Source organism: Streptomyces sp. YIM S03343 (assembly GCF_054729195.1).
In genome coordinates this window covers 4,869,314-4,884,639 of sequence record NZ_JBPUKX010000001.1, presented here as the reverse complement: position 1 = coordinate 4,884,639, position 15,326 = coordinate 4,869,314, and the positions used below count along the sequence as shown (strand labels likewise).

The 15,326-nt window shown below is 69.7% G+C and carries 10 protein-coding genes and 4 tRNA genes; 10 read left to right on the top strand and 4 right to left on the bottom strand.

Translation table 11 applies throughout. The features are described 5' to 3' along the window. Positions 1–10 precede the first annotated feature (10 nt). The 8 genes from ACSYGN_RS21165 to ACSYGN_RS21130 all read left to right on the top strand — a co-directional run bounded on the left by ACSYGN_RS21165 (position 11) and on the right by ACSYGN_RS21130 (position 7,797). Positions 11–1,570, top strand: coding sequence for a metallophosphoesterase family protein (locus ACSYGN_RS21165; RefSeq protein WP_460397898.1), 1,560 nt, complete (start codon positions 11–13; stop codon positions 1,568–1,570). 205 nt (positions 1,571–1,775) lie between these two features. Then, a tRNA-Glu gene (locus ACSYGN_RS21160) sits at positions 1,776–1,848 on the top strand. 37 nt (positions 1,849–1,885) lie between these two features. After that, positions 1,886–1,960, top strand: a tRNA-Asp gene (locus tag ACSYGN_RS21155). A 24-nt stretch (positions 1,961–1,984) separates the two neighbouring features. Continuing rightward, positions 1,985–2,061: transfer RNA gene (locus tag ACSYGN_RS21150), tRNA-Phe, on the top strand. Between the two features lie 182 nt (positions 2,062–2,243). Beyond that, complete coding sequence (locus ACSYGN_RS21145) at positions 2,244–2,564, top strand: hypothetical protein (protein WP_460397895.1); 321 nt, start codon at positions 2,244–2,246, stop codon at positions 2,562–2,564. A gap of 157 nt (positions 2,565–2,721) precedes the next feature. Beyond that, positions 2,722–6,666: an ATP-dependent RNA helicase HrpA gene (gene hrpA / locus ACSYGN_RS21140; RefSeq protein WP_460397893.1), complete on the top strand. Its 3,945-nt coding sequence runs from the start codon at positions 2,722–2,724 to the stop codon at positions 6,664–6,666. 93 nt (positions 6,667–6,759) lie between these two features. Continuing rightward, positions 6,760–6,834 (top strand) — tRNA-Asp (locus tag ACSYGN_RS21135). A gap of 762 nt (positions 6,835–7,596) precedes the next feature. Continuing rightward, the gene (locus tag ACSYGN_RS21130; RefSeq protein ID WP_460397891.1) at positions 7,597–7,797 is read left to right on the top strand and encodes a DUF6274 family protein; all 201 of its coding nucleotides are present in this window, start codon (positions 7,597–7,599) and stop codon (positions 7,795–7,797) included. A gap of 834 nt (positions 7,798–8,631) precedes the next feature. On the opposite strand, the gene bldC is transcribed toward ACSYGN_RS21130, so the two are convergent. Both bldC and ACSYGN_RS21120 read right to left on the bottom strand, forming a co-directional pair. Further along, positions 8,632–8,838 (bottom strand): developmental transcriptional regulator BldC, encoded by a 207-nt coding sequence (gene bldC / locus ACSYGN_RS21125; protein WP_003949541.1) that lies wholly within the window; start codon positions 8,836–8,838, stop codon positions 8,632–8,634. 564 nt (positions 8,839–9,402) lie between these two features. Next, complete coding sequence (locus ACSYGN_RS21120) at positions 9,403–10,245, bottom strand: hypothetical protein (protein WP_460397889.1); 843 nt, start codon at positions 10,243–10,245, stop codon at positions 9,403–9,405. A gap of 290 nt (positions 10,246–10,535) precedes the next feature. Between ACSYGN_RS21120 and ACSYGN_RS21115 the strand changes: the two genes are divergently transcribed. Continuing rightward, entirely contained in the window at positions 10,536–11,642 is a 1,107-nt protein-coding gene (locus ACSYGN_RS21115) for a Leu/Phe/Val dehydrogenase (RefSeq protein WP_460397887.1), read from the top strand. A gap of 471 nt (positions 11,643–12,113) precedes the next feature. Next, a complete protein-coding gene (locus ACSYGN_RS21110) occupies positions 12,114–12,365 on the top strand; it encodes a DUF3073 domain-containing protein (RefSeq protein ID WP_460397885.1) in 252 nt (83 codons plus the stop codon). A 181-nt stretch (positions 12,366–12,546) separates the two neighbouring features. On the opposite strand, the gene purM is transcribed toward ACSYGN_RS21110, so the two are convergent. Both purM and purF read right to left on the bottom strand, forming a co-directional pair. Beyond that, a complete protein-coding gene (gene purM / locus ACSYGN_RS21105; RefSeq protein WP_460397883.1) occupies positions 12,547–13,617 on the bottom strand; it encodes a phosphoribosylformylglycinamidine cyclo-ligase in 1,071 nt (356 codons plus the stop codon). 33 nt (positions 13,618–13,650) lie between these two features. After that, complete coding sequence (purF, locus tag ACSYGN_RS21100) at positions 13,651–15,180, bottom strand: amidophosphoribosyltransferase (protein ID WP_460397881.1); 1,530 nt, start codon at positions 15,178–15,180, stop codon at positions 13,651–13,653. Positions 15,181–15,326 lie beyond the last annotated feature (146 nt).

Genomic DNA, 15,326 nt, shown 5'->3' with positions numbered 1-15,326 from the left:
TACGCGACCAATGGCCCGCCTGCCCGCCCGCACCCGCCCGCCTCACCCCCGTCCACCCCGCGCCCGCACGCCCCGCACGGCCCACACCGGCGCACCCGCCACCGCGCGCGGCAACCGTGCCCTCCGCCCCGGCCCCGTCGTGTGGCTGGTGCCGGAAGGCGCGCGGCCCTGGACGCGTGCCCTCGGTCTGGTGACGGTCGTGCTGGTCGGGGCCTGGCTCGGGCTGCTCGTCGTCGGCAATGTCCGTGCGCAGGTCGGCCCCATGAACACCACCATGACCCTGCGCCCGTCCCTGACCGGCGGCACGAAGATCAACGTCTCCCCGCTGGGCGCGCTGAGCCTGGACAGCCATGTCGCCCCCGTCCGCCTCGACGTCAACGTCGACCAACTCGACCCGGTCCGCTCCCAGGCCCTGGTGGACCACCCCGAGCGCATCTCCGGGCTCCAGACCGAGGTCACCCACGATGTGGCGCGCGGCACGCTCGATCTGGCGGTACGTTCCTGCGTGGCCGTCGTCTCCGGTGCCACCGCCCTCGGTCTCGCCGTCTACCGGCGCCCGCGCCGCGCCCTGGCCGCCGGCGGACTCGCGCTGGCATTGCTGGCCGCGTCCGGCGCGACGGCGTACGCCACCTGGAACCCCAAGTCCGTCCTGGAGCCGAAGTTCTCCGGGCTGCTGTCCTCGGCGCCCTCACTGGTCGGCAACGCGCGCAGCATCGTCACCGAATTCGACGTCTACCAGAAGGAGTTGGCACGCCTGGTGACCAACGTGACGAAGCTCTACGACGTCACCTCCACGCTCCCCGCCTACCAGCCGGACCCGAGCACCATCCGGGTGCTCCACGTCTCCGACATCCATCTGAACCCGGCGAGCTGGAAGATCATCGCCTCGCTGGTACGGCAGTACAAGGTGAACGTGATCATCGACTCCGGCGACACGATGGACCACGGCACCGCGGCGGAGAACGGCTTCCTCGACCCCATCGCCGACCTGGGCGCACCGTACGTCTGGGTGCGCGGCAACCACGACTCGACGATCACCCAGCGGTACCTGGGGAACTCCCGGCGCTTCAAGAACGTGCACATCCTCGACGCGGGCCGCGCGGAGACGGTCGCGGGGCTGCGCCTCGCGGGCATCGGCGATCCGCAGTTCACGCCGGACCGTTCCGTCCAGACCGGGGGCGAGGCGGCGGAGGAGTTGGCGGGCGACCAGCTCGCCTCGGCGCTGCGGGACCAGCGGGCGGCCGGGACGCCGGTGGACGTGGCCATCGCCCATGAGCCGTCCGCGGCCCGCCAGACGGACGGCGAGGTGCCGCTGGTGCTGGCCGGTCATCTGCACCACGAGGAGACGGAGGTCATGAAGCGCGGCACCCGGCTGCGACTGGAGGGCTCGACGGGCGGCAGCGGGCTGCGCGCCGTGGAGCACAGGTACCCGGCGCCGATCGAGGCCTCGATCCTCTACTTCGACCGGGCCGGCCGGCGTCTCCAGGCCTGGGACGCGATCAAGCTGGGCGGGCTGGGGCAGACGACGGCCGAGGTCAGCCGCCATCTCCCGAAGGAAAATCACCCCTGAGCGGCCCGCAGTTTTTCAGTTTGGCCGCTCCCCGAAAGCCGTAGTACAGTCTCGTCGTGCCCAAGGGCAGCGGTCAGGGCTTGACCGTCCCGAACCCCGTCAGGGGCCAGGGAGAAGCGGAACCTTTCGGGGGAAAGCGGAGTCACATGCTTCTCACGTCCTCAGGCCCTCAGGCCGAATGACGAAGCAGCAGTACCGAATGTCCGCCCTCATCGTCTAGTGGCCCAGGACGCCGCCCTTTCAAGGCGGTAGCACGGGTTCGAATCCCGTTGGGGGCACGCACAACCGTGTGCGACACTGTCGTACACAGAGCTTGGTCCTGTGGAGCAGTTTGGAGTGCTCGCCACCCTGTCAAGGTGGAGGCCGCGGGTTCAAATCCCGTCAGGACCGCTGAGGTTCCGTCGTGAATCTCGTGGCTGGGTAGCTCAGTTGGTACGAGCGATCGCCTGAAAAGCGATAGGTCGCCGGTTCGACCCCGGCCCCAGCCACCACCGCCCGGCATCGGGCGAACACCCCCTCCGGGAGCTTCCCGAGGGGGTGTTCTCGTGTTTCCCCAAAGTCCGCCGACTTCGGTGATCTGCTTGGCAGCGCTCCCGCCCGCCGCTACGTTTTCTGCCTGATCGGCCTGTGGATGCTTGATCGGCCTGTGGATGCTTGGGGGACGGGGACGACGATGAGCCGGGACGAGACCAGAGCCATTCGGGAAGCCGCGTTGGAGAAGGACCGGGCACGCTACGGATTACTCGCGGTCGTCACCAGCAATCTCGCGATCGCCGGAGTGGCGGTCTTCGGGGTGTGGCGGCTCGACGGCGACAAGTCGGTGATCGTCGGGGTGCTCACCGCCGCGTTCACCGCTGTGAGCAGCATGACGACGGCGTATCTGGGGATCAAGGCCGTGTCCAACACGGCCAAGTCGATCGCTCTCGGGGAGGGTGCGGCCACCGCACGTTCGACGCAGTCGGCACCGCCTCCGCCCGCCCAGCGGACCCCCTGACGCCGACGTCGCGGGAGACACCCGTGCGGCACCCCGGCGGCAGCCGAGCGCCACGAGCGGCAGCCGAGCGGCACAAGCGGCGCGCCGGGAACCCGGTATACAGCGGTAATCAAATGGTTGGCCAGGAATTTCCCCGAGGTGCGATCCTGGACCGCGTATGTCTACGCATCCCGCTCCCGCCCTCGGCACCCTCGCCCCCCGCCTGACCGAACTGTCGCTGCGCGACGCGCACCGGCTCGGGCGCAGGCTGGAGGGTGCGCGCAAGATCCGCAAGCCGGAGGCCCGCGCCGCCGTACTCGCCGAGATCGACGGCGAGGTCGCCAGGGCCGCGGCCCGGATGGCCGAGCGGCGCTCCCGGGTGCCCGCGGTCAGCTATCCCGAGCAGCTCCCGGTCAGCCAGAAGAGGGACGTGATCGCCGAGGCGATCCGCGACCATCAGGTGGTCATCGTCGCCGGTGAGACCGGGTCCGGGAAAACCACGCAGATCCCGAAGATCTGCATGGAGCTCGGCCGTGGTGTGCGCGGCATGATCGGGCACACCCAGCCGCGCCGTATCGCCGCGCGCACCGTCGCCGAGCGGGTGGCGGAGGAACTGGACACCCCGCTCGGGGCGGCCGTCGGCTGGAAGGTGCGGTTCACCGACCAGGTCGACCCGGACGCCACCTTCGTCAAGCTGATGACGGACGGCATCCTGCTCGCCGAGATCCAGACCGACCGCGAGCTGCGGGCCTACGACACGATCATCATCGATGAGGCTCACGAGCGGTCCCTCAACATCGACTTCCTGCTCGGGTACCTCGCGCAGCTGCTGCCGAAGCGGCCGGACCTGAAGGTCGTCATCACCTCGGCGACCATCGATCCCGAGCGGTTCTCCCGGCATTTCGGCGACGCCCCGATCATCGAGGTCAGCGGGCGGACATATCCGGTCGAGGTGCGCTACCGGCCGCTCCTGGAGGACGAGTCGGAGGACTCCGACCGCGATCAGATCACCGCGATCGGCGACGCCGTCGAGGAGCTGATGGCGGAGGGTCCGGGCGACATCCTCGTCTTCCTCTCCGGTGAGCGGGAGATCCGGGACACGGCGGACGCGCTCACGAAGAAGCAGTACCGCTTCACCGAGATCCTTCCGCTCTACGCCCGGCTCACCCACGCCGAGCAGCACCGGGTGTTCCAGCAGCACACGGGCCGCAGGATCGTTCTGGCGACGAACGTCGCGGAGACCTCCCTCACCGTCCCCGGTATCAAGTACGTCATCGACCCCGGCTTCGCGCGCATCTCCCGCTACAGCCATCGCACCAAGGTGCAGCGCCTGCCCATCGAGCCCGTCTCGCAGGCCAGCGCCAACCAGCGCAAGGGCCGCTGCGGCCGTACGTCGGACGGCATCTGCATCCGCCTCTACAGCGAGGACGACTTCATCGCGCGCCCGGAGTTCACGGACGCCGAGATCCTGCGCACCAACCTCGCCTCCGTCATCCTCCAGATGACCGCCGCCGGGCTCGGCGAGATCGAGAAGTTCCCCTTCATCGACCCGCCGGACCACCGCAACATCCGCGACGGCGTACAGCTGCTCCAGGAGCTGGGCGCGCTCGACCCCGAGCAGAAGGACCCCCGCAAACGCCTCACCGGCACCGGGCGCAAGCTCGCCCAGCTTCCCGTCGACCCCCGGCTGGCCCGGATGGTCCTGGAGGCCGACAAGAACGACTGTGTACGCGAGGTCATGGTCATCGCCGCCGCGCTGTCCATCCAGGACCCGCGCGAGCGCCCCGCCGACAAGCAGACCCAGGCCGACCAGCAGCACGCCCGCTTCCGGGACGAGACCAGCGACTTCCTCGCCTATCTCAACCTCTGGCGCTACATCCGCGAGCAGCAGCGCGAGCGCGGCTCGTCGTCGTTCCGGCGGATGTGCCGCCAGGAGTACCTCAACTTCCTGCGTATTCGCGAATGGCAGGACATCTACGCCCAACTGCGCACCGTCGCCAAGCAGATGGGCATCCACATCGGTGAACAGGACGCCCCCGCCGACCGCGTCCATGTCTCGCTGCTCGCCGGGCTGCTCTCGCACATCGGCATGAAGGACGTGAAGGACGGCGCGAAGAACGAGTATCTCGGCGCCCGGAGCGCCAAGTTCGCGATCTTCCCCGGCTCGGCGCTCTTCAAGAAGACACCGCGTTTCGTGATGTCCGCCGAACTCGTCGAGACCTCACGCCTGTGGGCGCGGGTGAACGCGAAGATCGAGCCCGAGTGGGTCGAACCGCTCGCCGGGCACCTCCTGAAGCGGACGTACAGCGAACCGCACTGGGAGAAGGACCAGGCGGCCGTGATGGCCTTCGAGAAGGTCACGCTCTACGGCGTCCCGATCGTCGCGCAGCGCAAGGTGAACTACGGCCGGATCGACCCGGAGATCTCCCGCGAGCTGTTCATCCGCAACGCGCTCGTCGAGGGCGACTGGCGCACCCACCACAAGTTCTTCGCCGACAACCGCCGCCTCCTCAGCGAGGTCGAGGAGCTCGAACACCGGGCGCGACGCCGGGACATCGTCGTCGACGACGACACGCTCCACGACTTCTACGACCAGCGGGTGCCCGAAGATGTGGTGTCCGGCGCCCACTTCGACTCCTGGTGGAAGCGCAAGCGGCAGGAACAGCCCGAATTCCTCGACTTCGAGCGGGAGATGCTCATCCGCGAGTCGGCGGAGGCGGTCACCAAGACCGACTATCCCGACTCCTGGCGGCAGGGCCCGCTCAAGTTCCGGGTGACGTACCAGTTCGAGCCGGGCGCGGACGCCGACGGTGTGACCGTCCACATCCCGCTCCAGGTGCTCAACCAGGTCACCGACGAGGGCTTCGACTGGCAGATCCCGGGCCTCAGGGAAGAGGTCGTCACCGAGCTGATCCGCTCCCTCCCCAAGCCGATCCGCCGCCACTACGTGCCCGCGCCCAACTACGCCAAGCGGTTCCTGGAGAAGGCCGTACCCCTCCAGGAGCCGCTCACGGTCACCATGGCGCGGGAACTGAGACAGATGGTCGGCGTGCCGTTCGACGCCGAAGACTTCGACTGGGCGAGGCTCCCCGACCACCTGAAGATCACCTTCCGGATCGTCGACGAACGGCGCCGCAAGATCGCCGAGGACAAGGACCTGGAGGCGTTGCGGCTGCGTATGAAGCCCAAGGCCCGCCAGGCCCTCTCCCAGGCGGCCGCGGCCACCGCGGAACGCCGGGGCGGCGAGTCCCTGGAGCGCACCGGGCTCACCGACTGGACCATCGGCACCCTCACCCGGGTCTTCGAGACCCGGCGCGCCGGGCAGCCCGTGAAGGCCTACCCCGCCCTGGTGGACGACGGCGACACCGTGTCGGTACGGCTGTTCGACACGGAGGCGGAGCAGGCCGAGGCGATGTGGCGGGGGACGCGCCGACTCATCCTGCGCAACATCCCGGTCAACCCGGCCAAGTTCGCCGGCGACCACCTCACCAACCCCCAGAAGCTGGCCCTCTCGGCCAACCCGCACGGCTCGGTGCAGGCCCTCTTCGAGGACTGCGCCACGGCCGCCGCCGACCGGCTCATCACCGACTTCGGCGGGCCGGCCTGGGACGAGGAGTCCTACCGGAAGCTCTACGACAAGGTTCGCGCGGAGATCGTCGACATGACGGTGCGGGCGGTGGCGCAGGTGCAGCAGGTGCTTGCCGCATGGCAGGCCTGTGAGCGCCGTCTCAAGGGCCTGCGCAGCCCGGCGCTCCTGCTGAACCTCGCCGACGTCCGCACCCAGCTCGACGGCCTGGTCCGGCCCGGCTTCGTGACGGGGGCGGGGATACGGCGGCTGCCGGATCTGGTGCGCTATCTGATCGCCGTGGACCGCCGCGTCCAGCAGATGCCTACGGCGGTGCAGCGCGACAGCACACGCATGGCGAAGGTCCACGAGATGCAGGACGAGTACGCCTGGCTGCTGGAACAGCTCCCGCAGGGCCGCCCGGTGCCGTCCTCGGTGCGGGACATCCGCTGGATGATCGAGGAGCTGCGGGTCAGCTACTTCGCCCACGCGCTCGGCACGGCGTACCCGGTCTCGGACAAGCGGATCGTGAAGGCGATCGACGCGCAGGTGCCGTGACGCTCCGCTCACGAGGAGTGAGTTCGACCAGCAGGCGCCCCCTCCTGTACAGTCCTTCTCGCAGCACAGCGCATGAACAGTGCCGCAAAGCAAGGTCCTGTGGAGCAGTTTGGAGTGCTCGCCACCCTGTCAAGGTGGAGGCCGCGGGTTCAAATCCCGTCAGGACCGCATAGCTCGCCAAGGGCCCGCATCCACCACGGAGCGGGCCTTCGCTGTCCCCAGGGAGCAGCCCACCGAAGGCCGCGCCCGCGGCGAAGCCGCCGACGGACACGCAAATCCCGTCAGGACCGCACAGCTTGCCCGAGGGCCCGCATCCCCTAGAACTAGGACCGGGCCTTCGCTGTACCAGGGGAGCAGAGCCAACCGAAGGCCGCGCCCGCGGCGAAGCCGCCGACGGACACGTAAATCCCGTCAGGACCGCACAGCTTGCCAAGGGCCCGCATCCATCACGGAGCGGGCCTTCGCCGTACCCAAGGACCAAGGGATCAGGGCTCCAGGGCTCCAGGGCTCCAGGGCTCCAGGGCTCCAGGGCGCATGGCAGCCCACCGGAAGCCGCGCCCGCGCCCGCGCCCCCGACCCCGACCCCGAACACACACATCCCGCCACGACCGCACAACCCTCCGAACGCCCGCCCCAGCGCCGAAAAGCCGGCCTGCGTCACCCTCGGATCCTCGCCCGCCCGAGAGAAAGCGCCACCCCAGCGACCGCCCGCACCCGGCACCGGAACCCGGACCCGCCCCGCAAGGGAAGCCGGCCTTCGCCCCCGCGCTCCCACCCCCTGCACGCTCGTCTCACCCACCCCGCCCCCGCACCCCCCGCCATGGCCGGACGGCCAGCCGTTGCGGGGTGTTGGGGCTTGACGGCGTCACATTCCACCAGTACCCAGAAAGCAGGCCCCCGTTCCCGGCACGGCCTCGCTGGAGGTGGCGTATGGCGGCATCGGTCAGGCACGAGACGCGGGCCCTGCTCCGCGCGCATCTGTCGGCCGCCTCGTCGTACGGTCATCGCACCCGGCACTGCCCCATCTGCCACCGCCTGCTGCGCCTGGCCATGGACGCGCCGCCACGGGCCGTGGAGCCCTGCGACGAGGGCGAGGAGGGCCGGGACGGGGTGGAAACCGCTGTCCCCTAGGGCCTGTCGTCACTTTCCCGTCGTCCGCCCGAAGGGCGAGCCCGGCGGCGTCTGGTGCGTGCGACGCAAGGCGCCGGAGCGCCCTCGCGGGGGTCCCCCCTGCTCGAGCGAAGCCGAGAGCTTGGGGGAGGAGCCACGTGGGCGGTTCGGCAACGCCGCCGGGGGCACCCCCTGCTCGCAGAGCTTGGGGGAGTGCGTGCCAGGCGTCGCCGGGCAGGCGGGAATGTGACGACAGGCCCTAAGGACGAGGCGCCTGCTGCGGCCTCCTGACCGGCGAAGGTCCAGGCATCCCGGCACGCCCCAACACCCGTACGCCGACGGCACGCTGGAACGGTTCTGCATGCCAGCACCCACGCCGCGGCCGCCCGGAACCGGGCTTCCCCAGCCCCCATACGCCGACGGCAACAGTGCGTCTGGCATGTGACGGGAGTCACCGCATGACTTTCCGAAACCGCGGTACTGACGCATCTCGTCTCACAGGTCAATTTAATATGTGCAATTGCACCGGCCCGTGAGGGCGCCCGCGGGACGCTTCGGCCCGGGCTCCAGGGGGCGTTCAGAGGTCGTCCACAGAGGATCCGACAGGCCTCCCCAGACTCCGACAAGGCCGCTCACAGAGCCGCCGCAAGCTTCACGGCGGGCGCACAAAAAAGATCGCGCTGGACCCGGCGGAGTCCAGCGCGATCGACGACGCACCCTGTCGCTTGCCTAGAAAGCTCTAGATGCCTTGGGCGTGGAGCCTGTTGGGGCAGACTCCGCGTCGCTTGGAGCTATGGCTTCGGGCGCCGCGGCCGATGGGGGGACCTGCCGCTTTGCCCGATATGGAATTGTTGTTCAGGCCTCGCTGCGCTGCTGCGGAATGCCCGCGAGCAGTGCGCGGACCTCGGCCTCGCGGTAACGGCGGTGTCCTCCGAGCGTGCGGATGGACGTGAGCTTGCCGGCCTTCGCCCACCGTGTGACCGTCTTGGGGTCGACGCGGAACATGGTGGCGACCTCAGCCGGGGTCAGCAGCGGCTCGGCATCAGGGGTGCGAGCGGTCATGAGCGGCCTCCTCGGGAGAACCGAACCATCTCGGTTCTTTCCTCTAAATTCTGCACCTTGACCCGCGTTGCCCGAAATGGCGGACGCGAGTCGAGTCGGTTATAGGACGAACGGCTTGTCCTCGGCACTACAACTACACCATCCGTCCAGCCGCGTCGGCCAAACCGATGGAATTGCCCTCCCAGGTGTTCATCAGCGACGGAAGCCGATGGACCATGTCATAGCGGACAGTCACGCCAGTGTGACGATCAGTCACACTGGCGATCAGGCGTCCCCGGACTCATGTTCAGGCCCCCCAAAGCGTGCAATGCGGTGGTTCCAGGCATGCTGGACACACCAGGACGGACGGAGTCCTCCCCGGACTCCTTGTCCTATTTTGGCATGAGGAGGGGCAAGCGGCGCAAGGTCCCCGTACGTGCGGTCCATCACCCTTCGCACAAAAGCCCGGATCGAGACCCTACGCCCCGTCAGTTTCTCGAAGTCCAGAAGCTCCAGAACCTCCCCGGCAGCTCCCGAACCTCCCCGGCCGTGAGCTGGATCACTCGGGTAACGGCCGACACACCGTCAGTTCGCCGAGCGCAGGTCCCGCACCGTGCGCCAGCGCTCCACCAGCCGCGCGTACGCCTCCCCGGCCGCCGCCCCGTCCCCCTGGCGCAGCGCCTCGATGCCCTCGGCCACGTCCGCCGCCGAGTGGTCGCCCTCCAGATCGGCGGCCCGCAGCAGATGCACCAGCCCGGCGTAGTCCAGCTCGACCAGCGAGCGCGGATGGAACTCCTCCAGCCAGCGCCCCACGTCCACCAGCCCGTCGATCATCGGCCCCTCGGAGAGGGAGTCCCTGAGGGCCCGCAGCGCCCGTGCGACACGCCGCCGGGCCTGCACCATCGGGGTGCGGTAGCGCAGCATCGGGGGCACCTCGCCGGTGCCCTTCTCATAGCGCCGCTCGGCGTCGGACACCAGCACGAACCAGCTCAGCGGCACCTGCCAGGTCGCCGTGCGGATCCAGGGGCGGGCGTCGGGGTTGCGGGTGAGCCAGCGCTCGTAGTCCTGGGTGGCCTGGAGCCGTACGACGGGCGGGAGCACCGCGTCGAGCACCGGCGGCGGAAGCCCGTCGCCCAGCTCGCCGAGGGCCTGCCAGCCGCGCAGCCGGGTACGCCAGGGGCAGACGCAGAGCACGCCGTCGGCCTCCAGCACGAACGCGTCACCGCTCTCGTGCACCGGTACCGCGACCGGCGGGGTGGGCAGCAGATCGGCCAGGGACCGGCGCAGCTCGTCCTGGTAGGAGGGGCGGCCCGGGCGGCGGGCGTAACGGGCCCAGTGGTCGCGCTCCCGCTCCGGGAAGGCGGCCAGCGGCTCGTAGACGCGCAGATAGGCCGCGTACGGGACGATCACCGAGGACACCTTGGGCACGCCTGCTCCCTCCCCACCGGCCCCGCTCCGAAACCCGCCGTACCCGGTCCGGAGACGACGCCGGAAACGGCCCCGACAACAACTCCGGCACGGCTCGGCGGAACCGTCGACACGACCGGGAGAACCACCCGAATCCTGCCACGCTCACCCCTCACCGCACCCCGGCGGAGGATGATCTTCAGGACCGCCCCGTCCGGTGCCCGGGCCAGGCTCTACGCTCGTGCCACAGCACCCGCCACCCGCACGGGAGCTGGTCTCCGAACCGCCGCTACTTCTCAGGAGTCACCACCGTGACCGACGTAACCGGCGCACCTGCTGATGTGCTGCACACCCTGTTCCACTCGGACCAGGGCGGACATGAGCAGGTTGTGCTCTGTCAGGACCGCGCCACCGGCCTCAAGGCCGTGATCGCCCTTCACTCCACCGCCCTCGGCCCCGCCCTCGGCGGCACGCGCTTCTACCCGTACCCGAACGAGGCGGCGGCCGTCGCCGACGCCCTCAACCTGGCGCGCGGGATGTCGTACAAGAACGCCATGGCCGGTCTCGACCACGGCGGCGGCAAGGCCGTGATCATCGGCGACCCGGAGCGGGACAAGACCGAGGAGCTGCTGCTCGCCTACGGGCGGTGCGTGGCCTCACTCGGCGGGCGCTACGTCACCGCGTGCGACGTCGGCACGTACGTCGCCGACATGGACGTCGTGGCACGCGTGTGCCGCTGGACGACGGGGCGCTCGCCGGAGAACGGCGGCGCGGGCGACTCCTCCGTGCTCACCGCGTTCGGCGTCTACCAGGGGATGCGCGCCTCGGCGCAGTACCTGTGGGGCGACCCGTCGCTGCGCGGCCGCAAGGTCGGCATCGCGGGCGTCGGCAAGGTCGGCCACCATCTGGTGCGGCACCTGCGCGAGGAGGGCGCCGAGGTCGTCGTCACGGACGTCCGCGAGGACGCCGTACGCCGGATCCTGGAGCGGCACCCCGAGGGCGTGACCGCGGTCGCCGACACCGCCGCTCTGATCCGGGTCGAGGGGCTCGACATCTACGCCCCGTGCGCGCTGGGCGGCGCCCTGGACGACGAGTCCGTGCCGGTGCTGACGGCGTCCGTGGTGTGCGGCGCGGCCAACAACCAGCTCGCCCACCCTGGCGTGGAGAAGGACCTCGCCGACCGCGGGATCCTCTACGCCCCGGACTACGTGGTGAACGCCGGCGGTGTCATCCAGGTCGCCGACGAACTGCACGGCTTCGACTTCGAGCGGTGCCGGGCGAAGGCCGCGAAGATCTACGACACCACGCTTGCAATCTTCGCACGTGCGAAGGAGGACGGGATTCCACCGGCCGCCGCGGCCGACCGGATCGCCGAGCAGCGGATGCACGAGGCGGCCGCGGCGGCCCGCCGGCGCTGATCCCCGGCAGGGGGGTCCGGCAACGATCCGGCAACGGTGTGTGACCCTCTACGACCGGTCCGCGACCGATCCGCGACCGGCCACGGAACCGGACCCCTCCACCGTCTGTCCCCCTGTCTCCACCGGTCTGTCTCCCTGTCTCCGCCGCCCGGCACCCGGGCCGCCGGGCGGCGGAGGATACCCGCCGGACGGCCCCCGGCGGTACCTGGGAAGGGCCACTTAGAGAGAACTCTCACTTCCACCGGCGGGTCGCCCGCTGCGAAGTGGTTAAAATCGCCATTGACCAGCGAGGACAGGGCTCCTCGGCGGTCCTGTGCACACGCGCGTCCTACGGGCGACGTACCGTATGGCCGCGGGCTCAGGTACCGTGGAAGTCCTACGGACCGGTCTCTCCACGGAGAGCCCGTTCCAGATCATGAACGCGTGTCAGACTCTGGGGCCGTTGAGCCCCGTCGTTGAGGGGGTCGAGCCATGGGGCGCGGCCGGGCCAAGGCCAAGCAGACGAAGGTCGCCCGCCAGCTGAAGTACAACAGCGGTGGGACGGATCTCTCACGCCTGGCCGAGGAGCTGGGCGCATCGACATCGAATCAGTCACCGAACGGTGACCATTTCGAGGACGATGAGCAAGACGATGACGTGTACGCACGGTACGCCGACCTCTATGAGGACGGCGACGACGAGGACGAGGACGACGACTCCTCGCAGCACCGTCGCGGCGCGTAGCTGTTCACGGCGGCCAGGCCGCTCCAACCCGGTCCGGGGCTCAGCACCGGACCGGGTTTCGTGCTGCCTCGCAGATCCCTGACACCGCTGCCCGACGCAGGTGCCTGACACCGGGGCGTGACCCCGGTGCAGGACCTGGTGGGCGACTCGGGCACGGCTCGTCTCGTCCGGTTGCGCGCGGCTACGCGTAGTCCGACACCAGTTCCGCGCCGGTCGTCCTCTCGCCGCGGTCGGTGATCTCTCCGGCGACCCATGCCTCGACCCCGCGGTCGGCCAGGGTGGCCAGGGCCGCGTCCGTGGACTCCTCGGGCACGATCGCGATCATGCCGACGCCCATGTTGAGGGTCTTCTCCAGCTCCAGCCGCTCGACCCGGCCTGCCCTGCCGACGAGGTCGAACACGGGTGCCGGTGTCCAGGTGGAGCGGTCGACGACGGCGTGCAGCTCGTCGGGGATCACCCGGGCCAGGTTGGCGGCGAGGCCGCCGCCGGTGATGTGCGAGAAGGCGTGCACATCGGTGGTGCGGGTGAGGGCCAGGCAGTCCAGCGAGTAGATCTTCGTCGGTACGAGCAGTTCCTCGCCGAGGGTGTGGCCGAGCTCCTCGACGGGCGCGTCGAGGGCGAGACCGGCCTGCTTCAGCAGGACGTGCCGGACCAGGGAGTACCCGTTCGAGTGAAGTCCGGAGGCCTCCATGGCGATCACGGTGTCACCCGTACGGATACGATCCGGGCCCAGCAGCCGCTCGGCCTCCACGACGCCCGTACCGGCGCCGGCGACGTCGAAGTCGTCCTCGTCGAGCAGTCCGGGGTGCTCGGCCGTCTCGCCGCCCACCAGGGCGCAGCCCGCGAGCACACAGCCCTCGGCGATGCCCTTGACGATCGCGGCGACCCGCTCGGGGCGGACCTTGCCGACGGCGATGTAGTCGGTCATGAACAGCGGCTCGGCGCCGCACACCACGATGTCGTCCATCACCATGGCGACGAGGTCGTGGCCGATGGTGTCGTACACGCCCATCTGGCGCGCGATGTCGACCTTGGTGCCCACGCCGTCGGTCGCGGAGGCCAGCAGCGGGCGCTCGTAGCGCTTGAGGGCAGAGGCGTCGAAGAGGCCGGCGAAGCCGCCGAGGCCTCCCAGCACCTCGGGGCGCCGGGTCTTCTTCACCCACTCCTTCATCAGCTCGACCGCGCGGTCGCCCGCTTCGATGTCGACACCGGCCGCCGCGTAGGAGGCACCGGTCAGGGGAGTCTCAGACATTGCCTGGGATCTTTCGGTTCGGGTTCTGCGGGCTTACGGGCGACGGATGGCGTCGACCGCGGCCGGGGCGGCCGTACCTGCGGCGAGCTCGGTCTCCAGGAGCTGCTTGCCGAGCAGCTCGGGGTCCGGGAGCTCCATCGGGTACTCGCCGTCGAAGCAGGCGCGGCACAGGTTCGGCTTGGCGATGGTGGTCGCCTCGATCATGCCGTCGATGGAGATGTACGCCAGGGAGTCGGCGCCGAGCGAGGTGCCGATCTCCTCGATGGTCATGCCGTTGGCGATGAGCTCGGCGCGGGTGGCGAAGTCGATGCCGAAGAAGCAGGGCCACTTGACCGGTGGGGAGGAGATCCGGATGTGCACCTCGGCGGCCCCGGCCTCGCGCAGCATGCGCACCAGGGCGCGCTGGGTGTTGCCGCGCACGATGGAGTCGTCGACGACGACCAGGCGCTTGCCCTTGATGACTTCCTTGAGCGGATTCAGCTTGAGGCGGATTCCGAGCTGCCGGATGGTCTGCGAGGGCTGGATGAAGGTCCGGCCGACGTAGGCGTTCTTGACCAGTCCGGAGCCGAACGGGATGCCGGAGGCCTCCGCGTAGCCGATCGCGGCCGGGGTGCCGGACTCCGGTGTCGCGATCACCAGATCGGCCTCGACCGGGGCTTCCTTCGCCAGCCGGCGGCCCATCTCGACACGCGAGAGATGGACGTTGCGCCCGGCGATCTCGGTGTCCGGGCGGGCCAGATACACATACTCGAAAACACAGCCCTTGGGCTTCGCTTCCGCGAACCGGGAGGAGCGCAGACCGTTCTCGTCGATGGCCACGAACTCGCCCGGCTCGATCTCCCGGACGAAGCTGGCGCCGGTGATGTCGAGGGCGGCGGTCTCGGAGGCGACGACCCAGCCGCGCTCCAGCCGGCCGAGGACCAGCGGGCGGATGCCCTGCGGGTCACGGGCGGCGTAGAGGGTGTGCTCGTCCATGAAGACCAGCGAGAAGGCGCCCCTGACTTGCGGCAGGACCGTGTGGGCGGCCTGCTCGATGGTCAGCGGCTTGCCGTCCTCGTCGACCTGCGCGGCGAGCAGCGCCGTGAGCAGGTCGGTGTCGTTGGTGGCCGCGACCCGGGCGGAGCGGCTGTGGTTGTCGTTCGGCAGCGCGGCAACCATCTCGGCGAGCCGGGCCGTGTTGACCAGGTTGCCGTTGTGGCCGAGCGCGATGGAACCGTGCGCGGTCGCACGGAACGTCGGCTGGGCGTTCTCCCACACGGAGGCGCCGGTGGTCGAGTAGCGGGCGTGTCCCACGGCGATATGACCCTGGAGGGAGCCGAGGGAGGTCTCGTCGAAGACCTGGGACACCAAGCCCATGTCCTTGAAGACGAGGATCTGGGAGCCGTTGCTGACCGCGATACCCGCGGATTCCTGGCCCCGATGCTGGAGGGCGTAGAGCCCGAAGTACGTGAGCTTTGCGACCTCTTCACCCGGCGCCCAGACACCGAAGACGCCGCACGCGTCCTGGGGGCCCTTCTCGCCGGGGAGCAGATCGTGATTGAGTCGACCGTCACCACGTGGCACGGCACCGAGTGTAGGCGAGGTCGACCACTGGTCCGAATTGGGGATACCCGCGTGTAATGGATCACTCGTCGCCCACCCCGCCCTGACCTGGCAGAACGCCACCGACCAGGGTCCGGGCGGGGGCGTCGCCGTATGCAGCGGAGTGA